The organism is Pseudoxanthomonas sp. PXM03, from assembly GCF_014852005.1.
In the GTDB taxonomy this organism is placed as follows: domain Bacteria; phylum Pseudomonadota; class Gammaproteobacteria; order Xanthomonadales; family Xanthomonadaceae; genus Pseudoxanthomonas_A.
Map to the genome: position 1 here is coordinate 110,624 of NZ_JACVAU010000003.1, position 25,619 is coordinate 136,242.

At 67.1% G+C, this 25,619-nt stretch carries 27 protein-coding genes and 2 tRNA genes; 6 read left to right on the forward strand and 23 right to left on the reverse strand.

Annotation, left to right across the window (positions count from 1 at the left end):
- Positions 1 to 51: 51 nt before the first annotated feature.
- Both IB223_RS14725 and IB223_RS14730 read left to right on the forward strand, forming a co-directional pair.
- Complete coding sequence (locus IB223_RS14725) at positions 52 to 447, forward strand: helix-turn-helix domain-containing protein (protein ID WP_192202531.1); 396 nt, start codon at positions 52 to 54, stop codon at positions 445 to 447.
- Positions 444 to 2,825, forward strand: coding sequence for a heavy metal translocating P-type ATPase (locus tag IB223_RS14730; RefSeq protein WP_192202532.1), 2,382 nt, complete (start codon positions 444 to 446; stop codon positions 2,823 to 2,825). The genes IB223_RS14725 and IB223_RS14730 overlap by 4 nt, the downstream gene beginning before the upstream one ends.
- Before the next feature lie 50 nt (positions 2,826 to 2,875).
- Here IB223_RS14730 and IB223_RS14735 read toward each other — a convergent pair whose 3' ends face one another.
- The 21 genes from IB223_RS14735 to IB223_RS14835 form a co-directional block, all read right to left on the reverse strand.
- Positions 2,876 to 3,313: an excinuclease ATPase subunit gene (locus IB223_RS14735; protein WP_192202533.1), complete on the reverse strand. Its 438-nt coding sequence runs from the start codon at positions 3,311 to 3,313 to the stop codon at positions 2,876 to 2,878.
- Between the two features lie 121 nt (positions 3,314 to 3,434).
- Complete coding sequence (locus IB223_RS14740) at positions 3,435 to 3,974, reverse strand: hypothetical protein (RefSeq protein ID WP_192202534.1); 540 nt, start codon at positions 3,972 to 3,974, stop codon at positions 3,435 to 3,437.
- Positions 3,971 to 4,438: a hypothetical protein gene (locus tag IB223_RS14745; RefSeq protein WP_192202535.1), complete on the reverse strand. Its 468-nt coding sequence runs from the start codon at positions 4,436 to 4,438 to the stop codon at positions 3,971 to 3,973. The genes IB223_RS14740 and IB223_RS14745 overlap by 4 nt, the downstream gene beginning before the upstream one ends.
- Positions 4,439 to 4,462: 24 nt before the next feature.
- Positions 4,463 to 5,704: a beta-ketoacyl-ACP synthase gene (locus tag IB223_RS14750; protein WP_192202536.1), complete on the reverse strand. Its 1,242-nt coding sequence runs from the start codon at positions 5,702 to 5,704 to the stop codon at positions 4,463 to 4,465.
- Entirely contained in the window at positions 5,701 to 6,435 is a 735-nt protein-coding gene (gene fabG / locus IB223_RS14755; RefSeq protein ID WP_192202784.1) for a 3-oxoacyl-ACP reductase FabG, read from the reverse strand. The genes IB223_RS14750 and fabG overlap by 4 nt, the downstream gene beginning before the upstream one ends.
- Positions 6,436 to 6,461: 26 nt before the next feature.
- A complete protein-coding gene (locus tag IB223_RS14760) occupies positions 6,462 to 6,917 on the reverse strand; it encodes a hotdog family protein (RefSeq protein ID WP_192202537.1) in 456 nt (151 codons plus the stop codon).
- Positions 6,918 to 8,108 (reverse strand): beta-ketoacyl-ACP synthase, encoded by a 1,191-nt coding sequence (locus IB223_RS14765; RefSeq protein WP_192202538.1) that lies wholly within the window; start codon positions 8,106 to 8,108, stop codon positions 6,918 to 6,920.
- Positions 8,105 to 8,632: a DUF3261 domain-containing protein gene (locus tag IB223_RS14770; protein WP_225591116.1), complete on the reverse strand. Its 528-nt coding sequence runs from the start codon at positions 8,630 to 8,632 to the stop codon at positions 8,105 to 8,107. The genes IB223_RS14765 and IB223_RS14770 overlap by 4 nt, the downstream gene beginning before the upstream one ends.
- Positions 8,633 to 8,640: 8 nt before the next feature.
- Positions 8,641 to 9,873: an NAD(P)/FAD-dependent oxidoreductase gene (locus IB223_RS14775; protein WP_192202540.1), complete on the reverse strand. Its 1,233-nt coding sequence runs from the start codon at positions 9,871 to 9,873 to the stop codon at positions 8,641 to 8,643.
- Positions 9,870 to 12,230 (reverse strand): MMPL family transporter, encoded by a 2,361-nt coding sequence (locus IB223_RS14780; protein WP_225591117.1) that lies wholly within the window; start codon positions 12,228 to 12,230, stop codon positions 9,870 to 9,872. The genes IB223_RS14775 and IB223_RS14780 overlap by 4 nt, the downstream gene beginning before the upstream one ends.
- The gene (locus tag IB223_RS14785) at positions 12,223 to 12,855 is read right to left on the reverse strand and encodes an outer membrane lipoprotein carrier protein LolA (RefSeq protein ID WP_192202541.1); all 633 of its coding nucleotides are present in this window, start codon (positions 12,853 to 12,855) and stop codon (positions 12,223 to 12,225) included. Before IB223_RS14785 ends, IB223_RS14780 begins: the two co-directional genes overlap by 8 nt.
- Positions 12,852 to 13,283 carry an acyl-CoA thioesterase gene (locus IB223_RS14790; protein ID WP_142124719.1) on the reverse strand — a complete coding sequence of 144 codons (432 nt, stop codon included), beginning with the start codon at positions 13,281 to 13,283 and terminating at the stop codon, positions 12,852 to 12,854. Before IB223_RS14790 ends, IB223_RS14785 begins: the two co-directional genes overlap by 4 nt.
- Positions 13,273 to 14,814, reverse strand: a complete 1,542-nt coding sequence (locus IB223_RS14795; protein WP_225591118.1) for an aromatic amino acid ammonia-lyase — start codon at positions 14,812 to 14,814, stop codon at positions 13,273 to 13,275. The genes IB223_RS14790 and IB223_RS14795 overlap by 11 nt, the downstream gene beginning before the upstream one ends.
- Positions 14,807 to 15,751, reverse strand: coding sequence for an acyltransferase (locus IB223_RS14800; protein WP_192202543.1), 945 nt, complete (start codon positions 15,749 to 15,751; stop codon positions 14,807 to 14,809). Before IB223_RS14800 ends, IB223_RS14795 begins: the two co-directional genes overlap by 8 nt.
- Positions 15,748 to 16,527, reverse strand: coding sequence for a glycosyltransferase family 2 protein (locus tag IB223_RS14805; protein ID WP_192202544.1), 780 nt, complete (start codon positions 16,525 to 16,527; stop codon positions 15,748 to 15,750). Before IB223_RS14805 ends, IB223_RS14800 begins: the two co-directional genes overlap by 4 nt.
- Positions 16,517 to 18,199, reverse strand: a complete 1,683-nt coding sequence (locus IB223_RS14810) for an AMP-binding protein (RefSeq protein ID WP_192202545.1) — start codon at positions 18,197 to 18,199, stop codon at positions 16,517 to 16,519. The genes IB223_RS14805 and IB223_RS14810 overlap by 11 nt, the downstream gene beginning before the upstream one ends.
- Positions 18,192 to 18,743 carry a hypothetical protein gene (locus tag IB223_RS14815; RefSeq protein WP_192202546.1) on the reverse strand — a complete coding sequence of 184 codons (552 nt, stop codon included), beginning with the start codon at positions 18,741 to 18,743 and terminating at the stop codon, positions 18,192 to 18,194. Before IB223_RS14815 ends, IB223_RS14810 begins: the two co-directional genes overlap by 8 nt.
- Before the next feature lie 17 nt (positions 18,744 to 18,760).
- A complete protein-coding gene (locus IB223_RS14820) occupies positions 18,761 to 19,015 on the reverse strand; it encodes an acyl carrier protein (RefSeq protein ID WP_142124725.1) in 255 nt (84 codons plus the stop codon).
- A 24-nt stretch (positions 19,016 to 19,039) separates the two neighbouring features.
- Positions 19,040 to 19,300, reverse strand: a complete 261-nt coding sequence (locus IB223_RS14825; protein ID WP_142124726.1) for a phosphopantetheine-binding protein — start codon at positions 19,298 to 19,300, stop codon at positions 19,040 to 19,042.
- Complete coding sequence (locus IB223_RS14830) at positions 19,287 to 20,084, reverse strand: lysophospholipid acyltransferase family protein (protein WP_192202547.1); 798 nt, start codon at positions 20,082 to 20,084, stop codon at positions 19,287 to 19,289. Before IB223_RS14830 ends, IB223_RS14825 begins: the two co-directional genes overlap by 14 nt.
- A complete protein-coding gene (locus IB223_RS14835) occupies positions 20,077 to 20,820 on the reverse strand; it encodes a beta-ketoacyl synthase chain length factor (protein ID WP_192202548.1) in 744 nt (247 codons plus the stop codon). The genes IB223_RS14830 and IB223_RS14835 overlap by 8 nt, the downstream gene beginning before the upstream one ends.
- A gap of 140 nt (positions 20,821 to 20,960) precedes the next feature.
- Between IB223_RS14835 and IB223_RS14840 the strand changes: the two genes are divergently transcribed.
- The 3 genes from IB223_RS14840 to IB223_RS14850 all read left to right on the forward strand — a co-directional run bounded on the left by IB223_RS14840 (position 20,961) and on the right by IB223_RS14850 (position 21,604).
- A tRNA-Ala gene (locus IB223_RS14840) sits at positions 20,961 to 21,036 on the forward strand.
- A gap of 53 nt (positions 21,037 to 21,089) precedes the next feature.
- Positions 21,090 to 21,165 (forward strand) — tRNA-Glu (locus IB223_RS14845).
- Positions 21,166 to 21,376: 211 nt separating this feature from the next.
- The gene (locus IB223_RS14850; RefSeq protein WP_142124729.1) at positions 21,377 to 21,604 is read left to right on the forward strand and encodes a hypothetical protein; all 228 of its coding nucleotides are present in this window, start codon (positions 21,377 to 21,379) and stop codon (positions 21,602 to 21,604) included.
- Between the two features lie 25 nt (positions 21,605 to 21,629).
- Here the strand turns inward: IB223_RS14850 and IB223_RS14855 are convergent, their stop codons facing one another.
- Positions 21,630 to 22,112, reverse strand: a complete 483-nt coding sequence (locus IB223_RS14855; RefSeq protein ID WP_192202549.1) for a DUF1249 domain-containing protein — start codon at positions 22,110 to 22,112, stop codon at positions 21,630 to 21,632.
- 113 nt (positions 22,113 to 22,225) lie between these two features.
- Positions 22,226 to 23,047: a pyruvate, water dikinase regulatory protein gene (locus IB223_RS14860; protein ID WP_192202550.1), complete on the reverse strand. Its 822-nt coding sequence runs from the start codon at positions 23,045 to 23,047 to the stop codon at positions 22,226 to 22,228.
- Between the two features lie 154 nt (positions 23,048 to 23,201).
- On the opposite strand from IB223_RS14860, the gene ppsA reads away from it, so the two are divergent.
- The gene (gene ppsA, locus IB223_RS14865) at positions 23,202 to 25,592 is read left to right on the forward strand and encodes a phosphoenolpyruvate synthase (protein WP_192202551.1); all 2,391 of its coding nucleotides are present in this window, start codon (positions 23,202 to 23,204) and stop codon (positions 25,590 to 25,592) included.
- The last annotated feature ends 27 nt before the right edge of the window (positions 25,593 to 25,619 follow it).

Here is a 25,619-nt window from a genome sequence, read left to right on the forward strand (position 1 = left end):
TCTGGAGCGTACTCCAGGGTGCAGACTGCAGGCACTTCGAGGAGTTCCCGCATGAACATCGGACAATTGTCCCGCCGCACCGGCGTCCCCATCGACACCGTGCGCTACTACGAAAAGCAGTGCTTGCTGCCCCCTCCCACGCGCAGTGCCAGCGGCTACCGGCATTACGAAGCGGACGATGTGCTGCGGCTGAATTTCATCCGCCGCGCAAAGGCGCTCGGCTTCACGCTTGAGGAGATCCGCGAACTGCTGGCGCTCAGCAGCGACCACGACGGCGACATGGCGGCCATCCGTTCCGCCGCCACCGTCAAGCTGGTCGACGTGGAACAACGCCTGGCGGAGCTGACGCGCGTGCGTGACGGGTTGCGCCAGTTGGTCGATGCATGTCCGGGGCATGGCGCGCTGGACCAGTGCCCGATCCTCACGGCGCTGGGAGGCGAGGCATGAGCCCCGCACCGCACACGCACGGCCACCCTCCGGCGCAACACGCGGCGAAACCCGCGTGCTGCAGCGGCCATACCACGGCCCGCGCCGACGACGACACGCACGCCACCGATCCGGTCTGCGGCATGAAGGTCGATCCGCTCACCACCTCGCACCATGCGGAGCATGCAGGCCAGGCCTACCATTTCTGTTCCGCGGGTTGCCGCACGAAGTTCGTCGCCGATCCCGAACGCTATCTGCATCCGACCGCTGATGCCACGCCGGCACCTGCGGGCACGCAGTACACCTGCCCCATGCACCCGGAGATCGTGCAGGACGGCCCGGGCACATGCCCGCTCTGCGGCATGGCGCTGGAACCCATGCTGCCCTCGCTGGACGAGGAAGAGAATCCGGAGTTGACCGATTTCCGGCGACGCTTCTGGTGGACGCTGCCCTTCAGCGTGGCCACGCTCCTGCTGGCCATGGGCGGCATGTACCTGGACGTCATCCCGCCCACCGTGCGCACCTGGCTGGAATTCGCGCTCAGCACGCCGGTCGTGCTGTGGGCCGCCTGGCCATTCTTCCAGCGCTGGGCGCAATCGATCCGCCATCGCAGCCCCAACATGTGGACGCTGATCGGTACCGGTGTGGCCGCAGCCTACGGTTACAGCGTGGTCGCCGTGCTGGCACCGCAGCTGTTCCCGCCCTCGTTCCGCGACCATGGCCATGTCGGTGTCTACTTCGAAGCGGCGGCGGTGATCGTGTCGCTCACCCTGCTCGGCCAGTTGCTGGAACTGAAGGCTCGCTCGCAGACCTCCGCCGCGATACGCGCCCTGCTGGGGCTCGCGCCGAAGACCGCACGCCGCCTGCGCGACGATGGCGATGAGGAAGACATCGATCTCTCGCACGTGCACGTCGGCGACCGGCTGCGCGTGCGGCCGGGCGAGAAGGTACCGGTGGATGGCGTGGTGCTGGAGGGCCGCACGCACATCGACGAATCCATGCTGACCGGCGAACCGATGCCGGTGGAGCGTGCGCCGGGCGACAGCGTGATCGGCGCCACCCTCAACGGTGCGGGCAGCCTGGTGATACGTGCCGAAAAGGTCGGCAGCGACAGCGTGCTCGCCCAGATCGTGCAGCTGGTCGCGCAGGCGCAGCGTACGCGCGCACCGATGCAGCGGCTGGCGGACCGGGTGTCGTTCTGGTTCGTGCTCGCCGTGCTCGCTGCCGCACTGGCGACCTTGCTGGGCTGGGGCCTGTTCGGTCCGGATCCCTCATGGACCTACGGCGTCCTCAACGCCGTGTCGGTGCTGATCATCGCCTGTCCCTGTGCCTTGGGGCTGGCCACGCCGATGTCGGTGATGGTGGCCAGCGGGCGGGCCGCACAGGCCGGCGTGCTGTTCCGCGACGCGGAGGCCATCGAAACCCTGCGCAAGGTCGACACCCTGATCGTGGACAAGACCGGCACCCTGACGGAAGGCCGTCCCGCCTTCCAGGCAGTGCATGCGCTGGCCCCGTTCGACGAGAACGAGGCGCTGCGGCTGGCCGCCAGCCTGGATGCCGGCAGCGAGCATCCGTTGGCGCAGGCCGTGGTGCAGGAAGCGCGCCGGCGTGGTCTGGCACTCGCGTCGGCGCAGGATTTCGAATCCAGCAGCGGCATCGGTGTCCGCGGCGTGGTCGACGGCCATCGCGTCGCTTTCGGCAATACCGTGCTGATGCAGGAAGAAGGCGTATCTCTCGATGCCCTGCGGGAACATGCCGATCGCATCCGCGAGGAAGGCGGCAGCGTGATGTTCCTCGCGGTCGATGGCGCGCCCGCCGGCAGCATCGCGGTGGCCGATCCCATCAAGGCCAGTACGCCGGACGCCCTGCGTGCCTTGCGCGACGGCGGGCTCCGCATCGTCATGGCCACCGGCGATGGCGAGCGCACCGCGCGGGCGGTCGCCGGGCGCCTCGGTATCGACGAAGTCCACGGTGACGTGCGTCCTGCCGACAAGGCCGCACTGGTGGCGCGCCTGAAGCAGGAGGGCCGCCACGTGGCGATGGCCGGGGACGGCATCAACGATGCGCCTGCCCTCGCGGCGGCGGATGTCGGCATCGCGATGGGCACGGGCACGGACGTGGCGATGTCCAGTGCGCAGGTGACGCTGGTGAAGGGCGACCTGCGCGGCATCGCACGCGCCAAGGCGCTGTCGGAAGCAACGGTACGCAACATGCGGCAGAACCTGGCCTTCGCCTTCGCCTATAACGCATTGGGCGTACCGGTCGCCGCCGGCCTGCTGGGCCTGTTCGGCGGCCCGCTGCTCTCGCCGATGCTGGCGGCACTGGCGATGAGCCTGAGCTCGGCGTCGGTGGTCGGCAATGCACTGCGGCTGCGCCGTGTCCGGCTTCCCGTCGACTGAAACGCACACGGCCACCCGCGGGTGGCCGTGCCGTCACCGGTACCGCGCGTTTACTTGACGGTGACGTAGGTGCCCTTCAAGGCAACGCCGCTCATGATGTTGCCCGCGTAGCACTCGTAGTTGGTAGCGCTGCGGAACTCGTTCTTCTTGAAATAGCTGGTGATGTTGATCACGGCATTCGCCCCGCGATCCTTGGCGCCTTCCTGCAGCGCCTTGAGTGCGGACAGCGCCACCCAGTTGCAGGACTCCACGTCCGATTTGCCCACGCCGTTGGTCTTCTTGTTGGTGACGTCCTCGCCCATGCGCATCACCACTGCCGGTGTCTTCTCGCCGGCCAGGAAGAAGCGCACGCTGCCGTCGATGCCCGCCGCCTTCGCTTGTGGCGAGTCGATCAGGTCGCGCAACGGAAGCTCGAGGCGCGTGTCGGCAGCGAATGCCTGCGGCACGGCCAGCAAGGTCAGCAGGGATGCAGTCAGAAGTCGTTTCATGGTCAGGCTCCTTCGGGGGAAAGGGTGGCGGGGCCACCGTGATGGTCAAGCATGCCGAGGCGGGCGTGGGGAGGCCGTGCAGGCCTGCCGAAAGCAGCGCCGCCGGTCTTGGCGCATCTCGTCACTGGATCGGTGGCACGTCTTCCTCGGGCCCGATCTCGATCGCGGCCTGCTCGTCCGCGAACAGGATCCGGAAATCGCCGCGGCGCAGCCATGCCGCCGTGTCGGCCGCCAGCGCATCGCTGATCTTGCTCAACGACGAGCAGCCACCCCGGAACAGCGTCATCGTCTGCCGGTAAGGCTGGTACTGACCTATCAGCTTGCCGTCCTGGAACAGTTCCGCTCGGATCATCGCCCACTTGGGACCGGAGAATCCGCCACCGTCGGCACTGCGCATGTTCATGATGCGGATGCGCAGGGTGCGGCCCGATAGCGCCTCGATATCCTGCTCTGTCAGTTCCACCAGGCCATGCGAGTAGTCGACCAGATGCGCGGGAAGCTCGGCCGTCCAGTCGCATTGCTTCATGAACTCCGGATACCCGGCATAGCCATCGCGCAGTGCGATCCTGGGGCTGGTGCGGATCACGTCGTCGGCCATCGCGGACAGTGCGGGCATGGCCAGGCACAGTGCGAAGAGCAGGCGCCATTTACTGCGGATCACGGCGTAGCCACCGGCGCGGCGTCCGCGGCAGCGTCCACCCCGTCCTGCTGGTGGAATACCGGGGAGTTCTGGATGTCGAGCGCAAGGTTGCGGATCCAGCGGTTGTAGTTCCCATGGATCCACGGCGCATCGCGCTTGACCTCGTAGTTCATCTCCCTGCTGGAGACATACTCGATCTTGAAGCCGTTGGCGTCGTAACGCACCGCCACCACGACCTCATGCGTGCGTGGCGCGTAGCGCAACGTCACCCGGCCGGGTTCGCTGTCCGTGACGGCCCAGCCACGTGTCTTGCCCGCGTGGATGATGGCCGCCTTGATGCGTGCTGCACTCGGCGGAATGCCGTTGGTGGACTCCACACGCTCGTACGCCGGCACGACCATCGGATCCTGCTTGCCGGCCATCACCGGCAGGCTGACGGCTGACAGCACGAGCGCCAACAGCAACGAAACGGAACGCTTCTTCATCTATCCCCCTGTGGATGTCTGACGTCAGTCTTTCCAACGCTTGAAGATCAGCGACGTGTTGATGCCGCCGAAAGCGAAGTTGTTGTTCATCACGTAGTCGGTCTGCAGCTCGCGGCCTTCGCCGGTGATGTAGTCCAGGTCCGCGCAGCGGGGATCGCGCTCCTCCAGGTTGAGCGTGGGGGCGAACCAGCCCTCGCGCATCATCTCCAGCGTGATCCAGGCTTCATAGGCGCCGCATGCCCCGAGCGTGTGGCCGACGTAGCTCTTCAGCGAACTGATCGGCATGCGGCTGCCGAACACTGCCGCCGTGGCCGTGGTCTCGGCGATGTCGCCATGGTCGGTGGCCGTACCGTGCGCGTTGACGTAACCGATCGCGTCCGGCTCCAGCCCTGCATCTTCCAGCGCTAGGCGCATGGCCTGCGCCATCGTGTCCGCGCTGGGCTGGGTGACATGCTGGCCGTCGCTGTTGGTGCCATAGCCGACGACTTCGGCCAGGATGGTCGCGCCGCGCGCCTGCGCGTGCTCCAGGTCCTCCAGCACCAGCGTGCAGGCGCCCTCGCCCAGCACCAGGCCATCGCGGTTGGCATCGAACGGACGTGGCGTCCGCTCGGGCTCATGGTTGCGCACGCTGGTGGCGAACAACGTATCGAACACCGCCGCGGCCGTGGCATCCAGCTGCTCCGCGCCACCGCCGATCATCGCGACCTGTTTGCCGCTGCGCACGGCTTCGTATGCACAGCCCACGCCCTGGCTACCGGACGTGCAGGCGCTGGACGTGGTGTAGACGCGGCCGGTCAATCCGAAGAACACCCCGATGTTTACCGGCGCGGTGTGGCTCATCATCTTCAGGTAGGTCGTCGCGTTGATGCCTTCGGTGGTGTACGCATTGAGCATGCGGCCGAAGTCGCCGATGGCTTCGTGGCTTCCCGCGGAGGAGCCGTACGAGACGCCCACCTGCCCGCTTTTCAGGACAGGGTGACCGAGCAGACCCGCCTGCTCCAGCGCCATCTCGGTGGCGCGCACGGCCATCACGGCCACCCGGCCCATGCTGCGCGTGGTCTTGCGGTTGTAGTGCGCCGGCAACTCGAACGGTTCGGCGGGCGCGGCCAGTCGCGTGTTGAGGCCTTCGTACTTGTCCCAGTCCTGCATGTGGCGCACGGCGTTGCGGCATTCGCGCAGGCGCAGGTGCACGCTGGCCCAATCGTGGCCGAGCGGGCTGATCGTGCCCGCGCCGGTGACCACCACGCGTCGATCGCTGCGACTCATCCGACCAGCCCTCCATTGACCGAGATCACCTGCCGGGTGACGTACGACGCCTGAGGCGACATCAGGAACGCCACCACGGCGGCGACTTCCTCCGGCCGCCCGACGCGCTTCATGGGGATCATCTTCAACGCTTCGTCCACCACCTCGCCACTCACCATCTCGGTGTCGATCAGGCCCGGCGCCACGCAGTTGACGGTGATCTCGCGGCTGGCCAGCTCCAGTGCCAGCGCCTTGGTGGCGCCGATGATGCCGGCCTTGGCCGCGCTGTAGTTGACCTGGCCACGATTGCCGACCAGTCCGGACACCGACGACAGCGTCACGATGCGGCCCGGCTTGCGCCGGCGCACCATCGGCATGACCAGCGGGTTGAGCACGTTGTAGAAGCCATCGAGGTTGGTGCGCAACACGGCATCCCAGTCGTCGCCACTCATCGCCGGGAACGCGGTGTCGCGCGCGATGCCGGCGTTGCAGACGACGCCATGGTAGGCGCCGTGCTCTCCGATGTCCGCTTCCAGTGCCTCTGCGGCGGCGCTGCGGTCGGCCACGTCGAACGCCAGCACGCGGGCTCCGCGGCCCAGGTCGCGGATCTGGCCAGCGACAGCCTCGGCTTCTTCCACCCGGCTGCGGCAATGCACGACGATGTCGAAACCATCCTGCGCAAGACGCAACGCGATGGCCCGGCCGATGCCCCGGCTCCCGCCGGTGACCAAAACGGTGCGCTCCCCGGGCATGCTGTCGCCGGTGGTGGTGTCTCCCCTCATTGCTGCGTCGTCTCCAGATAGGCCATCGCGTCCGGCGGTTCGAACACAGACACGTTGGCAGTTGCCAGTTCTTCGCCGTCCCCCAGGATGCGGCAGCTGAACATTCCAAGCCCATTGTCACCCAGCAGCTCGCGCGTTGCCTCTACCCGAAGCAATGCGCCCGTGCGGAACCACGAGACCCGGCTTTCGTAGCGGCGCGTTCCCAGCAGGAAGCCGATCGACGGCTCGCGGCCGGAGGCGCGGGCGTGGCAGCCCGCCCACGCGGCGATGGCCTGCGCCATGTATTCGACCCCCACCCAGGCGGGAACGCCTTCCGCATGGCAGAACGGTCCTTCATCGGGCACGCGCACTTCCACTGCCACGCTGTCTTCGCCCCAGGCAACAAGGCGATCGACCAGCCGCATCGTTCCCCGGTGCGGCACCACACGTTCGATGTCGTACAAATCACCCATTCACTCAGCTCCGAATACCAGCACCGCATTGCTGCCACCGAATGCGAACGACTGGCTCAGCACATGGCGCAGCGGGCCGTTGGCGGTGCTTCCGGGCGACGCAAAGGACAAGCGCGGCAAGGCCGGATCCGGCACGCCATCCCACCAGTGCGGTGGCAACAGGCGCTGTGGGTTGTCGACCATCGCCAGCCAGCACAGGCCGGCTTCGACGGCACCCGCGGCGCCGAGCGTGTGGCCCGTCAGTGGCTTGGTGGAGCTCACCGGCACCTCGGACCCCAGTGCTGACGCCACCGCGCGGCTTTCCATCGCATCGTTCTGCGGCGTGGCCGTGCCGTGCAGGTTCACGTAGTCGATCTGCCCCGGCGACAGCTTGGCCCGCGCGAGCGCCTGGTCAATGGCGTCGATGGCGCCGATGCCCTGCGGCTCGGGCGCGGAGATGTGGTGAGCGTCGGAGGTTTCACCCCACCCCGCCAACCGCACCGGCCCCGGCAAGCGCGTCATCAGGAAAAGTGCGGCGCCCTCGCCGATGTTGATGCCGTGGCGGTGCGCCGAGAACGGATTGCATCGCTCGGGCGACACCGACTCCAGCGCCATGAAGCCGCGCACCGTGAACTGGCACAGTGAATCCGCGCCACCCGTGATGACGGCGTCCACCAGCCCGGTACGCAGCAGCCGTGCCGCGGACGCCATTGCCTTGGCGCTGGACGAACACGCGGTGGAGATCGTCCAGGCAGGTCCGCGCGCACCCGATTCGGCTGCGAGAAAACGCGAAGGCGCACCGATCTCCTGTTGCACGTAGTGGAACCCCTCGGGCCACTGTCGATGACGATGCCAATGCACCATCGCCTGTTCCGCCTCGCCTATGCCCGAGGTGCTGGTGCCGACCACGATGGCCACGCGTGCAGGCCCATGGCGTTCGATCGCCTGCTGCACCTGGTCGTGGATCTGCAGGTAGGCGGCGCGCAGCAGTGCGTTGTTCCGCCCGCGGAGCTGCACCGGATGGTGGCCGAGCGCGGGCAGCGCGGTGGTCACCGTACCCATCGCGAGGCGATGGCCAGGCACCAGGGTGTCGTTCTGTGCCACGCCCGAGGGAGCATCGTCGCGAAACAAGGCATCGCGCACCGACGCCTTGTCTGCGCCGAGTGCGCATACCAGCCCGAGATCGTTCAGGAAGATCGCGTCGCCGCTCACGGGATCGGGGCTCCGCCAGCCATCGATTCAATCGTCAGATGATAGCCGTCCGCCTTGTTATGGACCCGCAACGTGGTCGCATCCACGCGCTCCCGCACCAGCCATGCGTGGCCATCCATGCGCAGTTCGCGTTTGTCGCCGGACTCGACCAGTTCCCAGCCCACGGGCAAGGCGGCGCGCACGGCGTCCGCGGGCCACAGGCTGAACTGCACGTCGTCGAGCACGCGTTCACCCCGCACCGCCGCAGGCAGCCACGCCGCACGTTCTTCGGACAAGGTCGTGCCGTCCCATTGCAGGCGGACGCCGGTACGGCCCATGGCCTGCACGGCCAACCGCACGGCGTCGGCGTCGACTTCCAGCAGCGCGTCGAGCTCCCGCACGTGTTCGCCGAACCGGAACACGAGGCGTTGTTGCAGCGCGACCTGCTGGCCAAGCGCTGCCGGTGCCAGGCGCAGCGAAGGCAGCACGACCGCAGGCGATGCCGGACGCGTGGCGCACGCAGCCAGCAACAGTCCCGTCAGCAAGCAAGCGATCAGCCGGTGCACAGCTGCTCCAGGACATGCAGGCGACGCTGCGTGTCGGCCACATAGGGGTTCTTCCCGTCCCACGCGTAGCCCGCGAGGATCGAACAGATCATCCGGCGGATGTCAGGCTGTGCATCGGGGTGGAAGATGATGCGTTGGAAACCACCGGCGTACCAGGACTCCACGAAACGCCGGAAGGTCTGCACGCCGCCCCGCAGCGGCACGGAAAAATCCGCTTCCCAGTCCACGGTTTCGCCCGCGTAATGGCGGGCCAGGCACTCGCTGGCCAGCTGCGCCGACTTGAACGCGATGGTGACGCCCGACGAGAACACCGGATCGAGGAACTCGCCCGCATTGCCCAACAGCGCATAGCCCGGTCCCCACAGCGACGATACGTTCGCCGAGTAACCGGTGATCTGGCGCACTGGCAGCACCGCCCACTCGGCGTTCTTCAGCAGGCGGGTCAGGTTCGGATCCTCGCCGACGATGGCCTGCAGGCGTTCGAGCTCGGTGCCCTGGTAGCGGTTGAGGAAGTCCATCTCCGCCACCACGCCCAGCGAGCAGCAACCATTGGAGAACGGGATCGTCCAGTACCAGACGTCCACGTGTTCGGGATGCGTGGTGATCAGGATCTTGTTGCGGTCGAACCCGGCGTCATGCGCGATGTGGTCGCGCACATGGGTGAAGATCGCCCCGCGCACCGGGAAGTTGGAAGGCGACTCCAGCTTCAGCAGGCGCGGCAACAGGCGCCCGAAGCCACTGGCATCCAGCATGAAGTCGGCTTCGATGACGTACTCCTCGCCCTCAGGCGAACGCACGGTCACGCGCGGCGTCCGGCCGGGTTCGGCGGACAGCACTTCATGCCGGTAACGCACTTCCGCCCCCATGCGCTCGGCGCCCTTGGCCAGCACGTGATCGAAATCGGCGCGTTGCACCTGGTAGGTGGTGCCCCATCCCGGCGAGAACTTGTCGCGGAAATCGAACTCCGTGGTGCGCTCGCCACGCACAAACGCCGCACCATTCTTGTACTGGAAGCCGGCTTCCACCACGTCCTGCAGCAGACCGGCCGCCTCGATGTACTCCATGCTCTGCGGCAGCAGGCTTTCGCCGATGGAGAAGCGCGGGAACTGCTCGCGCTCGACGATCAGCACCTTGCGTCCCTGCTGGCGCAGCATCGCCGCGGCGACCGAGCCCGCGGGGCCTGCGCCGATGATGAGGATTTCCGTGCGTTCCGTCTTCATGCAGAGGTGTTTCCGTTCGAGGGGAGAGATTCCGGCGGGGGCCGGAACAGGGGCGACAGCAGCCATACCAGGCCGATGCCGAACAACAGCGTGAGACCGAACGCGCGCAGCGCAGGGGTTGCCGACAGACCCAGCAGGCCGAACGAGAGCCACGTACTGGCCGCGCCCACGCAGACCGCAAGCCATGCACTCGCGTCGCCGCGGTGCTCGACCAGGAAGATGCCGTAGTCGATCCCCATGCCCAGCAGCAACATCAGCGCCAGCACGTTGAACAGTTGCAGCGGCTGGCCCAGCCAGCCCAGCAACGCGACCGTCAGCAGGCCGGCGAGCAATGTCGGCGTGATCACGCGCCACGCCTGCCCGCGGTAGCGGATCGCCAGCACGGCGAACACCACGCCCACGCCCGCCAGCAGCAGGCCGGTCATCATCCGCCGGTAGTGCGCGAGCAGGCGCGAGATGTCGGCGGTGCGATTGACCCAACGTACGCCGTCCAGCCCCGCCACCTGCGCGGCAAAGGTGTCCAGCGCGTCCGGGCGGGACAGGTCGTTCACCATCACCACCGACGCAACGCCCTGCCCCACCTGTCCGAGCCACAGATGCCGCACCGGCAGGGAAGCGGGCGACGCGAGGAAAGCGTCCATGTCGATGGAGGCGGCAGCGAACTCCCCACGCGCCACGGTCTCGCCGGTCACGTCCGACAGCCGCGCCAGCACGTCGCGCTCCACGCGTGCCGTCAACGCGGCATCCTCGTCCTGCCGACGCTGCGACGGCAGCCAATCGCTCAATGCACGGTGGCCACCGACCAGGCCTTGCTGCTCCACCTGGCGCAGCCGGGCGGTGAGGTGTTCTTCGCGCTGCAGCACCTGCTCGGCATCGCGCCCCTGGACCAGGAAGAACTGCGCCGGACTGGGCATTCCCAGCAATCGCCCCACTTCGCGCTGCTGCGCGATCAGTGCCGGCGGCGATGACTGCAGGCCGCGCAGGTCATCGTTGGCTTGCAGCTTGATCAGCCCCGGTACCGCGACCAGCAGCACTGCAGCCGCCAGCACGCCAAAGGCACGACGGCTGGCCAGTCGAGGCCATCGCGCGAGCGTGCCGCCCAGCCAGCGCGAGAACGCGGTGGTGCCCATGCGCCCCCCATCCAGCCAGGGAAACCCGAGGATCACCGTCAGGAATGCGGCCGTCAGCCCGACCACCGAGAACAGCGCCATCTGCCGCAGCCCGGGGAACGGCGCGAGCCCCAGCGCCAGATAGGCCATGGCACTGGTCAGCAAGGCCAGCCACAGGCCCGGCAGCAGGTGCCGCAGCAATGACCAGCGACGCTCGGCGGCCACACCCTGGCGCGAGGCGAACCAGTGGATGCCGTAGTCCTCCGCGACGCCCACCAGACTGGCGCCGAAGATCAACGTCAGCAGATGGATCTTCCCGAACACCAGTACGGTGACGGTCAGCGCCACCGCGCAACCGACCAGCAACGACAGCGCCACCAGCAGCAGCGGGCGCAGCGAACGGAACGCCAGCCAGACCAGCAGCAATACCGCCGCCAGTGACCCCCAGCCGATGGTGTTGACCTCGCGGCTGGCCTGCACGGCCGCGGATTCCGCGTGCAGTGGCACGCCCGCCTTCAGCACCTGTATCCCGGGCGCGGCGGTGGTCGCCGCGGACGCCGCGCCATCCAGCAGATCCTGCAACCGGCGTTCACCGTCGAGCTTGAACGCGGATTCTCGCAGGGTGAACTGCAGCACGGCCCAGTGACGTCCTTCCGCCCGCAGCAGGCCATCGCCATCCAGTGCCAGGCCCGTGGAAACGGCCTGCGCCTGCCACCACTGCGGCCACAAGCCCAGTGGATCACTGCGCCACTCGGTCAGGCGGGGCGCCCCCATCGGCCCGTACAGGGCGGCGAGCGCGGACTCGGCCAGGGCATCGGCGGGTGTCTGCGCGAGCGCCTGCCGTTGCGCCGGTGTCAGCAGACGGTCGCGATGCGGCGCGAAGAAAGTCCGCGCCTGCCCGAACCAGTCTTCCGGCGAGGCGTCCTTGACCAGTAACCCAGATGCCGTTGTGCCGGGAGACGACTGCACGGATGCACGGAAAGCTGCGCGCGCCCTCAGCGTCGCCTCCGGCGTATCCGCACCCAGCATCACCACCACGTCGCGCGAACTGTTCCCGGCGATGCGCCGCGTGGCATCGGCGATCGCCGGGTCTCCGGCGTCCTGGGGCAACAACGCCAGCACGTCGCTGTCGATCGCCGGTGCCTGCCAGAACCGCCACTGGTGCCAGGCCACGGCCGCCAGCACCAGCAACCATGCAAGCGCCAGCCAACGCCAGCCCCGCAGCGGATGAAGGGACGGCTCACTCAAACCGGGCCGCCTCGTCGCGCGACAGGGTCGCTGGTGTTTCGCTCATCGCGCTGAAGCGCAGGTGGGTGACGTCGCCATTGGCTTCACGCAATTCGACCTCGCGCACGTAACGGTCGCCGGACAGGCGCACGGACGTGAACGCCTGCGCCAGCTGCCGTGAACGCGGCGCCAGCGTCATCCGCCACCCCTTGCCGGCTGCAGGCTCGGCTTTCACGTCGAAGGTCGACGTCAATGCCTTCATGTCGCCACTCATCAGTGCGAACATCATCGCATTGACGCTGCGAAGCCCCGGCTGCTGGCGTGCGTCCACTTCCACCCGCCGGCCGCCGTCGCGCTGCCGGCTGAGGATGCGGTCCTGCGTGATCACGATTTCGGAGGGAAACGGCGCGACCGTGGTCCAGACCACACCCTTGCCACGCGCAAGCAGGAAGCGACCGCTGGAACGCAACGGATTCCTGAAGCCAGCGACCTGCTTCTCCTGCGTGAACTCGCCGCGCAGCAGCGGCGCCTGCGCGACCTGCCCTTGCACCTGCGCCAGCGGATCGGCCGCTGCCGCCGGCAGGATGCTCCCACCCGCCGCGACGGCCAGCAGGAACGCGGACAGGAATCCGCGGATCGTCTTCATGGCGCCTCCACTCCCAACCGCTGCCACAGGACAGGCGGGCACAGATACAGCATCTCGCCTGAAGCCGCGTCGACCGCGACCTGGATGGTGTGCGCGCGCGTCATCACCTCGCCGCTGGCGGCATCGCGGATCTCGTAGTCCAGCTTCAACCGGTTCTCCCACTCGCTGATGCGCGCGGCCACCACCAGCGGCTGCGCGTACCGCAGTGGCCGGATGTACTTCACGCGCGTGTCGACGATGGGCCAGAGATAGCCCGACACCTGCATCTGCGGGTAGTCGTAGTCCAGGCGCTGCAGCAACGCGCACCGGGCGATCTCCAGATACTTGAAGTAGTGTCCGTGCCAGACCACCTGCATGGCATCGCAGTCATGGAAGGCCGGGCTCAGCGCGACTTCGATGGCCAGATGATCGCGCTGCTCAACCGGCATAGACGTTCCACCGCTCTTCGCGGATGTCGGCCAGCAACTGGCGAAGCTCGCCATCCAGTGCCCGGTCCTCTTCCACCAGCGGAATGCGCGCGCGCAGGTCGGCGTACATCGCGGCAGGACCATCGCGCAGCGTCGACTGCAGGCCCACGCGTTCGCGCAGTTCGAGCGCCTGGCGTGCCGACACCAGCATCCCCGCCATCACCTGCTCGGTCAGCTCGATCACGCGCAGGCAGTCCCGCGCGGCGATCGTTCCCATGCTGACCTTGTCCTGGTTGTGGCATTCGGTCGAGCGCGAGAAGACCGAGGCCGGCATGGTCAGCTTCAGCGCTTCGGCCGTCCACGCCGAAACGCTGATCTGCAACGCCTTCAGGCCATGATTGATGGCAGCGCGCGGCCCCGTCGCACCGGACAGATTGGCGGGCAGCCCATGGTTGTAGCGGGCGTCGACGATCAGGGCCAGTTGGCGATCCAGCAGGTCGGCCACGTTGGCCACGGTGTTCTTCAACGAATCCATCGCGAAGGCGATGTGGCCGCCATAGAAGTGGCCGCCGTGCAGGATCTGCTCGCGGTCCGGATCGATCAGCGGATTGTCGTTCGCACTGTTGAGTTCGGTCTCGATCAGCTGGCGGAAGAACGGGAGCGCGTCCTCCAGCACGCCGATCACGTGCGGCGCGCAGCGCAGCGAATACCGGTCCTGCAGCCGCTGTTCGTTGCGCGGAGGACGGTCGCTGTGCAGGTCCTCGCGCAGGCGCTGGGCCACCCGCGACTGGCCCGGGTGCGGCTTGGCGGCGAACAGCACCGCATCGAAATGGTGCGCGTTGCCGTTGCTTGCCAGCACGTTGAACGCAGTCAGCCGGGTGGCGAGCCGCGACAGGTACTCGGCGCGATGGAACGCAAGACATGCCAGCGCCGTCATCACCGCGGTGCCGTTCATGATCGCCAGGCCCTCCTTCGGGCGCAGCGTGAGCGGCCTGAGGCCGATCTCGGCCAATACCTCGGCGGCCGGCCTGCGCCGGCCGGCATGCATCACCTCGCGCTCGCCGCAAAGCACCGCCGCCACGTACGACAGGGGCGTCAGGTCTCCACTCGCGCCCACCGATCCTTCAGCGGGAATCAGCGGCAGTACGTCGTGGCGCAACAACGCTTCCAGACCTTGCAGCAACGGCAGGCTGACCCCGGACATCCCGCGCACCAGCGATGCCAGGCGCGCCGCGAGTACTGCGCGCGTTTCGGTTTCGTCGAGGAAACGGCCCAGACCGCACCCGTGGTAGGTGTACAGATGGTGCGGCAGTTCCGCGACCAGCGCCGGCGGAATGTTCACCGTGCAGGAATCGCCATACCCGGTGGTGACGCCGTAGATGACGCCGTCCTCGTCCAGCAGTCGATCCAGGAAATCCGCGCCGCGCGTGATCCGCGCGCGGAATTCCGCGTCGTCCGACAGCACGGCCGGTACCTGCCGCCGTGCGAGCGCCACGACATCCTCGATGCGTAGAAGGGCATCGCCGAAGACCGGGGGCACGGATTCATTCATTGCGGGCGTCATGCGTTACCTGATCCCAGAAGGGGTAGAAGTTGAACCAGTCATAGGGAGAAAGGCGGACCTGCCGTTCCATCCACGCCGCGAACTGCGCAGCGTAGCCGGCCAGGGCGGCATCGCGCGAGCCACGGGGCAGTTCGATGCGTTCAGCAAAGGCTTCCAGACGCACGCGGTAGCCATCGCCATCATGCGTGCAGGCCATCGTGAACACGGGACACTTCAGCGCAGCGCCCAGCACATAGGCCCCGATGGGAAACGGTGCTGCGTGCCCCAGGAACGGCGCCGTCACGCTGCGGCCACCGCGCAGCGGCACCCGGTCGCCCGCGATGGCAACGAACTCGCCGCGCGCCACGCGCTCGGCCAGCTTCACCGCATCGGCTGGTCCCAGGTCGGTGACCTGCAGCAGTTCGACCCGACTGCCGGCATCCAGGCGACGGATCAGCCGGTTGAAGCGCTCGGCATGCGCGGTGTGCACCAGCGCGGTCAGGCGGAACCCGGGCACCTGGTCGGCCATGATCTGGCACAGCTCCAGGCAGCCCAGATGCGCGGTGACGATCAAGCCGCCCTCGCCCGCCTTCACGCGGGCCAGCACATCCTTCCGCTCCATCCGCACCCGGTCCACCGGGTAGCGCTGGCCCAGCGCCAGGATCTTGTCGAGCAGGGTCTCGGCGAACATCGCGAAGTGATGCAGGCTCTGCCACATGCCCGGCCGCCGAGGCGGCATGGCCTGGTACGCATGCGCCCGCTGCAGGTATTGCAGCGACGCGCGGCGCGCCGTGCTGTTGGCGAGCCAGTGGACGAACACCACCGGATACACGCAGAGACGGAACGGCCAGCGCCCCAGCCAGCGGTGTACCGCACACAGCAACAGGATGCCGCGCACGGAAGTGGATTCGCCGATCTCGGCCCAGTGCTGACCGCGCTCGCTCATGCGGCCCTGTCCACGGCGCGGCGCGCCAGAAGGCGCGGCAGGCGGCGCACCATGCCGAAGAACAGCCGTGCATGCATGCGGCTGATGCGCACGTTGTCGCGCCACACATCGAAATGGGACACGCCATCGAGCGGATACGTCACCCGGGTGGGCAGGTTGCACACCGCGACGCGACGCCAGAACAACCGGACCAGCACTTCCACATCGAAGTCCATGCGACGCCCGATGGTTTCCTCATCGATCAGCTGCAGCACCGGCGGCAGCGGATACACGCGGAACCCGCACATCGAGTCGCGGATGGCAAAGGACAGCGTGTTTATCCAGACCCATACATGGGTGAGGTAGCGGCCATACAGCCGCCCCTTGGGTACGCTGTCGTCGTACAGCGGCACGCCACAGACCACATAGTCTGGATGCGCCTGAGACATCGCCAGGAAGGCGGGGATATCGGCGGGATCGTGCTGGCCGTCCGCGTCGATCTGCAGGACGTGGGTGTAGGCATGGGCGCCGGCCCAGCGGAAACCGGCCAACACCGCGCCGCCCTTGCCCTGGTTCTCGGACAACCGCAGCAGGCGAACGCGCGGCGCATGCAATGCCGACAGGCGATCCAGTTCGGCTGCGCAGGCCACGCTGGAGCCGTCGTCCACCAGGAGGCACGACACATCTGATGCCAGCACGCCCTCCACCATCGTCGCGATGGCGTGCTCGTGATCGAACACCGGGATCACCACCAGGGGACGGAAGGTGGACGACATGGGCACGGGATCACTCGGCATCGGCGAACACCACGCGACCGCTCGCATGCGGCCCATGCACCGAGGTGTAGCGGAACACCAGCGCGCCGCGCTCCGGGTGCCATTCGAGGTCAAGCCGGACCACATCCCCTGGCCGAGCGACACGCTGGAATTTCAGCGCCTCCATGCGCAGGAAATGTCGTGGCACCGCGAACACCTCGCGCGCCAGCTGCACGGCCCAGTCCAGTTGTGCGACGCCCGGCAGGATGGCGGCCTGCGGAAAATGTCCGTCGAACACCGCAAGTGAGGCATCCAGCGGCAACTCGACCTTCGCATGCGTGGCTTCCCGCAGGATCCAGTGCGCTGCCGGCCGCTCGGGACGGAACAGCGCCGTCAATCCTGCTTCGGTCACCTTGCCTTGTGCATTCACCGGCAGCGCTGCAACGAAGCGCCAGCGGCGCGGTCGCGTCACGGCGTCCTGATGGCCGGCAAGGTGACGCGACAGGGTCTGCGAAAGCGCGCGCCGCATGGATGCATCGTCCGGCACCTGCGCGTCGTCGTTCATCACCACGACCGCCGCCAGCGTGCTGCGTGCGCCTCCCAGCAACAGCACGCGAGCGTCCTTCACCGCAGGATGCGACAGGATCTGCCGCTCCAGCGCGTCCAGCGACACCCGCCGCTCTTCCACCTTGACGATGCGGTCAGCGCGACCCAGCAAGCGGAAGCCGCCGGCGCCATCCGGCTCTGCGCGATCCTGGCTGTGCCACCAGGCGTCTTCATTCAGGTGCGGCGAACGCACCTCCAGCGCGCCGTCCCGTATCCGCCAATCGACCCCGGGGAGCGGCTGCCACGCCGGCTGTTCTTCCCGCCACTGGCGCCACGCGATGCCACCGGTCTCGCTGCTGCCGAGGATTTCCGTGGGCGCCACCCCCAGCAATTGAGCGGCAGCGTGCGCGGCTTCGGCAGGCAGCGCGCCGCCCGAGGAGAACACCGCACGCAGCCGTCCATGCAGCGACGACCACGACAGCTGGGCCGGCAGGCGCTTCAGGTGTGCCGGACTGGCGACCAGCACGGCGTCGTGGTCTTCCATCGCCGCCAGCAGGTCCTCCGGGAAAAACGCGCGCGGCACGATGGCGCGACCGGCGGCCAGCGGCCACAGCACGCGGAACAGCAACCCGTAGATGTGCTGGTGCGACACGGTGCCATGCACCGCCACACCCTCCAGGCCCGTGCCCAGCGCGGTTTCAAGCGCCTCGACTTCCGCACAGAACTGGGCAAGGCACTTCTCGATCGCAACGGGTTCGCCGGTGCTGCCCGAGGTGTATACGGTCAGGCGCGTGGTCCTGGCGTCCAGGGGAGAAAGCAGGGTCTCGCCCTCATCATCATCGGCGCATGCCAGGGATGCATCCGGCCAGTCGCCTGCGAACCCGTCCACGCGGCTACGCAATCGTGCCTGCGTGCCGGCCAGGGCATCGCCCGGCAGCACGACCGTCTTGCCGGCGTGCCATGCACCGTACAAGGCGGCGGCGAAGCGTGCGGCATCGTCGAAATGAAGCGCCCATGTCGTGCCGGCCCGGGCCTGAAAGCTCGCATGCCAGCGCAGCACGTCGCAATGGAAATGTGCGTGATCACGGGCCTCCCGGCCTGCGACCATGAAGGCACGGGCAGGCAACGGCTGCACGGCGACGTCCGTCAGGCTGCGCCACTCAGCCATGCCGATGGTTCGCCTTCACGCGCTGGCGCACCAGCCACTCGCCTCCGAACAACAGCCCGATCAGACCGTAGGCGATGAGTCCGTTGTACAGCGCCCATGTGCGATCTGACATCCACAACGCGGTGACCAGCGCAGCCGTGCCGTTGAACACGAAGAAGCCGCACCATATCTGCGTCACCCGGCGCGTGTACGCCACCCCTGCAGGCGGCAGGTCCGGCTCCGTCAGCCGGGCGATGCGCTCCACCGCCGATGGCGGGAATACGAGGCTGGCACCGAACACGAGCAGCATCACCGCATTGATCAGCGCCGGATAGAGTTTCAACGGCAGCGCCTGGTTGAAGACCGTGGCCAGCCCCGCGAGGATCGCAGCCCCTACCGCAGCGGCGAGCCACACTGCCTGACGGGTGGCGGCTGCGCGAAGCAAGGCCAGCACCAGCAGCAGGACGGCCAGCCATCGTGGCTCGAAGCGGCCCATGGCCCAGTACACCACCAGCGGGTACGCCACGGACAACGCCACGAAGATGATCGCGCCGATGCGGGACACGCGGAGGCGGCCTGCGCTCAGGCGGCTTGGTCGCGGATCAGGCCGTACAGCACGTCCACGATGTCCTGCACCGTGCGTACCGACTTGAAGGCATCCGGCTGCAGGCTGCGCCCCAGCAGCGGCTTGAGCTGCACGATCAGGTCCACCGCATCGATGCTGTCGATGTCGAGGTCGTCGTAGAGACGGGCCTCGGGCGTGATGCGCGCGGGCTCGATCTCGAAGCTGTCATGCAGGATCGTGACGATCCGGTCGAAAAGTTCGTTCTTGGTCATGTTGCCAGTCCTACCCGTCCCTGCTCAGGCCTTGCCTTGCGAGGCGACGAAATCGGCCAGTGCGCGCACGCTGGCGAAATGCCGACGGGTTTCCTGCGAGTCGGCCGAGAGCGCCACGCCATACCGCTTCTGCAGCGCCAGGCCCAGTTCGAGCGCGTCGATCGAATCCAGGCCAAGGCCTTCCACGAACAGCGGCGCGCTGGTGTCGATGTCGTCCGGGGAGATGTCCTCCAGCGACAACGAAGAAATGATCAATTCCTTGATCTCGTGCTCAAGTGCCTGCACGCGATGGATCTCCCGCAAAGTAGATGGCCAGATATTCCGTGAGTCGCCGGGCTGCCAGCGCCTCTCCCCCCGCCGATGGGTCCGCCCCCTCCGTTCCATTCAGGAACGGGGCGATCGGCAGGTCTTCCTGAACATCGATCACCATATGGAACCGCATCGGCGGCACACGATACCACTTATCCCCTTTCCCCAACGTCGGTGGCGAGCACGTGATGCGTACCGGGGTGATGTCCAGTCTGCCGCGCACCGCGATGTTGGCGGCACCCCGCTGCAGCTTCAACGGCTGTCCCGGCGTGGTCCGCGTGCCCTCGGGGAAAACGACCAGCGTGCCGCCCGCCCGCACTGCGGCGATGCAGTCCTCGACCAATCCCGCACCGTCGTCGTTGGATACGTAACCTGCGGCCCGTACCGGCCCGCGCATGAACGGGTTGCGCGCGACTGCGGACTTCACCACGCAGTCGGCGTTCGGCAACAGCGACACCAGCAGGACCACGTCGATCAAAGAGGGATGGTTGGCCAGCACGAGCAGACTGTCGCGCGCCAGGCGCTCGCGCCCTCGGATCTCGTAGGTCATCACGCCCAACCGCCGCATCAGTTCGACATGCGCGGCAAAGCTGCGCTGGACGAGGCGGCGGGACCAGCGGCGGCGGCGCTCCGGGTCGCGCACCAGCCACAGGAGGGGCGGCAGGACGCAGGCGCCCAGCAACAGTCCGCCGACTCCAAACGCCAGGAAGCTCAGCCCGGTCCCGACGACACGCCACGCATGACCCAGCCGGTCACGCATCTCGCCGCCACTGCCACGCCATCCCGTCGCTGATCCAGCGCAGGGAGGGGTCGCCGGACAGCAGGAAACGCAGGACATCCAGGCCATGCGGCAAGTGGCTGGCTTCTGCATCCGTCTCGCCGGCAACGCCTTCGCTTCCCCACCCGAGTCGCAATGTGGGCGCAGCGCCATCGGCATGCGCCAGTCGCCAGCACCAGGCAAAGCCGGCATCCGGTTCATCCGGGAACCCCGCATAGATCGCCGGCAACGGAGCGTCGTAGACGACCAGCATCACTTCCGGCGCGCCGTCTGCGAGCAACGCGGCGGCCTCCACGCATGCGGCTTCGACGGTCGCCATGCCGCCCGCCAGCGCAATGTAATTGCCGCGCTCGCGCCGGAGGATGGAATACAGGGCGGCGATCGCGTTGTGGACCGACAGGCCGAACGTCGTCGGCGATGGCGGCTGCTCAGCCGCGAGTGCTTCGAGCAGTTCCATCGAGCGCGCCACGTCGCCATGCCGGGACGCGAACACCATCGGCACGCCATGTTCTTCCGCGCGCTGGCACCAGCATGCCGTCTGGATCGCCATCCGGCCGAGTCGCTCGATGCGACGGCGCTGCATGGCCGGAACCTCGGTGAGCGCAGGCGTGTCGTCCCCCATCGGCAGCCAAGGCGCCCTGGCCCACGCGCGCCATGCGTCGTGGTCCACCAGTCCCGGTGCCCATGCGCTCCATTCCTTCACTGAGAAACCGATCATCCGCCGCGCAAAGCCCCGCCGATTCCGAATCGCCCTATTTCACCCGCATGCCCGGAGATTCGCCAGTTGTGAATTTTTTCGTAAGGGATGCTTGCGCATCGCAAAGAGGCTGGCTATCATTTCGCTCCTGCCAGCACGTTGGGGCCATAGCTCAGCTGGGAGAGCGCCTGCATGGCATGCAGGAGGTCGGCGGTTCGATCCCGCCTGGCTCCACCAACATCCGGACAATAGGCCGTCCGGAATGAAAAACCTGGCAACATTTTACGTGTGTCCCCATCGTCTAGAGGCCTAGGACATTACCCTTTCACGGTAGCGACCGGGGTTCGAATCCCCGTGGGGACGCCAACTATCTTGCAGGCCCGGGAAACCGGGCCTCTTTTTTTTGCATTTCTCCCGGTTGAAGGATCGTAACGGGGCTTTCGCAGGCATTTACAAGAAACTCACCGCAGACGGCGTAGAAGCGACTCCACGCTTCCTTCCCTCGCAATGGATCGGCAGGCGCGCGTACCCAGTAGGTGCAGTCAAAGCTGGTGCCCCTTTGCCGGAGCCTGCCGCCATGACACACGATTCCCTTGCCGACGAACTGGTCGCCCAGCTCCCGATCAACCGCGATACGCGGTGGACCGCGGGTTCGCTGGGCCTGGATGAAGCCGCCTTCGACGCCGTCGCCCAGCGCCTGCTCGAACTCGAAACACTGGGCGCCGTCGACGTGATGAACTTGTCGCGTGACGCGAACAATGGACTGCGCCGCCTCAATGCCATCCGCTTCATGCGGGTGGCCTGACGCTGCTGTGGTCGGGGTTGCGGCGTCAGGCGACGTCGCGCGTGACGGTGGCCGGGCGCAGGGTCGCCACCCCGTGACCCTGTTCCGCCAGGTACTCAAGCCATTTGCCCAGGAACGTATTCATGCGCATCCGATGACTGATCACCTCCGCAGGCGGGGGATACAGGCCGATGACATCCTGCCAGCGCCTGCCAACATAACAGTGCGTGGCCTCCGCTTGGTGCGCGTCGCGGTACAGGCGCACGAAGGCGGAAGGATCGGGTTCGCCCGTGAGCGGATCGCAGAGGTCATAGGTCAGTCGCAGTTCCACCGTGTAGCGATGCGTCTCGATGACCTCCAGGCGCACGTCCAGCCCGTCGCCGATGCTGGACAGGTACGTTCCCGGCTGCAGGTGCTCCGGCGCGAACAGCCGCGTGAGCCGCGCATGGTTCTCCGCGTAGAGCGCCATCAGCCAGCCGAAGCGGCTCAGCCGGGGGATGCGTGCGGTGCGTGCGAGGGCCTGGGACATGGGTCGATCCTACACGCCGAACCGCACGCGCGGCAGCATTGACGACCCGTGGCGTGCGGCCTAAGTTAAGGGTTCCCCGGCGTTGCTTTCCGGGCCTACGCAAGCGCCCTCCCTCAGTACATGTCGCGCTGCAGGCCCAGCGTGGACAGGACCTTGCTCGAGATCTCCTCGATCGACTTGTTGGTCGTGCTCAGCGTGGGCAGGCGCTCGACCTGGAACATCGCCTCGGCGGCGGCCACTTCGCGCTTGCAGGTTTCCATCTTCGCGTAGCCCGAATTCGGCCGGCGTTCCTGGCGGATCTGGTGCAGGCGGTCGGGGTCGATGGTCAGCGCGAACAGTTTCCGGCGATAGGGTCGCAGGCGCGCAGGCAGGCGATCGGTCTCAAGGTCGCCATCGGTCAGCGGGTAGTTGGCCGCGCGGATGCCGTAATGCAGCGCCAGGTACACGCAGGTCGGCGTCTTGCCGGCGCGTGATACCGCCACCAGGATCACGTCGGCCTCGTCGTAGTTCACCGCCATGCCATCGTCGTGGGTCAGCGCGAAGTTCATGGCGTTGATGCGGCGGTGGTAGGTCTCGAAGTCCACCAGGCCGTGCGCCTGACCCACCCGTGATTGGCGTTGCTGGCCGAGTTCGCGCTCCAGCGGCTCGATGAAGGGGGCGAACACGTCCAGCATCAGCGCCCCGCTCTCCGCGATGCATGCACTCAGCGCCGGATCCACGCAGGAGTTGATGACGATGGGACGGCTGCCCAGCTTTTCGCCCGTGCGCCGGATGCGGTCGGCGGCATCCCGCGCTTTCTCTTCGTCATCGACGAAGGACAGGCGATCCGTCTGGAAGCGCATGCCCGCGAATTGCGTCAGCAGGCTGTGGCCGATGGTCTCGGCGGTGATACCGGTGCCATCCGAGACGTAGAACACCGCACGCAGCTCAGACATGGCCACCCGTCCCCTGCTTCACCATGGAAATCCCCTTCAGATCAAGCTTGTCTGCAATTGGTATGCACTGCATCATATCGCTTCTTTCCCCATGGACACGGCACCCCACGCCGATGGTCATCGGCATGGCGCGGCCTGCTTCGGAGCATTGCGCTTGAACGAGAACATCCTGTGGTTGCACGAGCTGCGCCTGGCCGACCTGGCCCGCGTGGGTGGCAAGAATTCGTCCCTGGGCGAAATGATCGGCCACCTGGCCAACCTGGGCGTGTCGGTCCCGGGCGGCTATGCGACCACGGCCGAGGCCTTCAAGGCCTTTATTGCCCACAACGATCTGTCCAAGCGCATCTTCGACAAGCTGGCCACGCTGGATGTCGAGGACGTGGCGGCGCTGACGGCCGCCGGCAAGGAGATCCGCGGCTGGGTGATCGATGCCCCGTTGCAACCGGACCTGGATGCCGATATCCGCGCGGCCTACGCGAAGCTCTCCGCAGAGAATGGTGGCGGCGATATCGCGGTGGCGGTGCGCTCGTCGGCCACCGCCGAAGACCTTCCCGACGCTTCGTTCGCCGGCCAGCAGGAAACCTTCCTCAACGTCACCGGCGCCGACGATGTCGTGCACAAGGTGAAGGAAGTCTTCGCCAGCCTCTACAACGACCGCGCCATCGCCTACCGCGTGCACCACGGGTTCAAGCACGAAGACGTGTTCCTGTCTGCCGGCGTGCAGCTGATGGTGCGCTCGGGCGTGGGCGCCTCCGGCGTGCTGTTCACGCTGGACACCGAATCCGGTTTCCGCGACGTTGTCTTCGTCACCTCCAGCTTCGGCCTGGGCGAGATGGTCGTGCAGGGCGCGGTGAATCCCGACGAGTTCTACGTCTACAAGCCCACGCTCAGGCAGGGCAAGCCGGCCATCCTGCGTCGCTCGCTGGGCGGCAAGGCGCTGCGCATGGTGTATTCGGACGTGCCGGGCGAGCGCGTCAGGACCGAAGACACGCCGGAGGAGCTCCGCAACACCTTCTCCATCAGTGACGCCGACGTGCAGGAGCTGTCGAAGCAAGCGCTGGTAATCGAAGAGCACTACGGCCGCCCGATGGACATCGAATGGGCGAAGGACGGCGTGACCGGCAAGCTGTTCATCGTGCAGGCACGTCCTGAAACGGTGAAATCGCGCGCCAAGGCCACGCAGATCGAACGCTACGCGCTGCAGCAACGCGGTGACGTGATCGCGGAAGGTCGCGCCATCGGCCAGAAGATCGGCAGCGGCGTGGCCCGCGTGGTCCGTTCGCTGGACGACATGGCCCGCGTGCAGCCCGGCGACGTGCTGGTGGCCGACATGACCGATCCCGACTGGGAGCCGGTGATGAAGCGCGCCAGCGCCATCGTCACCAATCGCGGCGGCCGTACCTGCCATGCCGCGATCATCGCGCGCGAGCTCGGCGTGCCGGCCGTCGTCGGCACCGGCAACGCGCTGGACCGGATCGAGGACGGCGTCGAGGTCACCGTCAGCTGCGCCGAGGGCGATACCGGTTTCATCTATGCCGGCAGCCTGCCGTTCGAACGCACGACGACCGACCTCGCGGCGATGCCCGAAGCACCGCTCAAGATCATGATGAACGTCGCCAACCCGGAACGCGCGTTCGATTTCGGCCAGCTACCCAACGCCGGTATCGGCCTGGCGCGCCTGGAGATGATCATCGCCAGCCACATCGGCGTGCACCCGCTGGCGCTGCTGGAATACGACCGCCAGGACCTGGATGTCCGCAGGAAGATCGATGCCAAGACCGCGGGCTATGCCGACCCGGTCAGCTTCTATGTCGACCGGCTGGCCGAGGGCATCGCCACCATCACCGCCTCGGTCGCGCCGCACCCCGTGATCGTGCGCCTGTCCGACTTCAAGTCGAACGAGTACGCCAACCTGATCGGCGGCATGCGCTACGAACCGCATGAAGAGAATCCGATGATCGGCTTCCGCGGCGCCAGCCGCTACGTCGATCCGTCGTTCGAGCCGGCGTTCGCGCTCGAATGCCAGGCCGTGCGCCGCGTGCGCGACGAGATGGGCCTGGACAACCTGTGGGTGATGATCCCGTTCGTGCGCACGCTGGAAGAAGGTCGAAAGGTCATCGAGGTGCTCGCCAAGCACGGCCTGCGCCAGGGCGATGGCGCTGCCGATGGAAAGCCGGGGTTGAAGATCATCATGATGTGCGAAGTGCCGTCGAACGCGCTGCTGGCCGACGAGTTCCTGGATATCTTCGACGGCTTCTCGATCGGCTCCAACGACCTCACCCAGCTGACGCTGGGCCTGGACCGCGATTCCAGCATCGTCGCCAACCTGTTCGACGAACGGAATCCCGCCGTCAAGAAGCTCCTTTCGATGGCGATCAAGGCCGCGCGTACCAAGGGCAAGTATGTCGGCATCTGTGGCCAGGGCCCCAGCGATCACCCCGACCTGGCCGAATGGCTGATGGCCGAGGGCATCGAATCGGTGTCGCTGAACCCGGATACCGTGGTCGATACCTGGTTGCGGCTGGCGAAGACGAAGGCGGGCTGATCCGCTGCGATCATCTTCACGCAAACG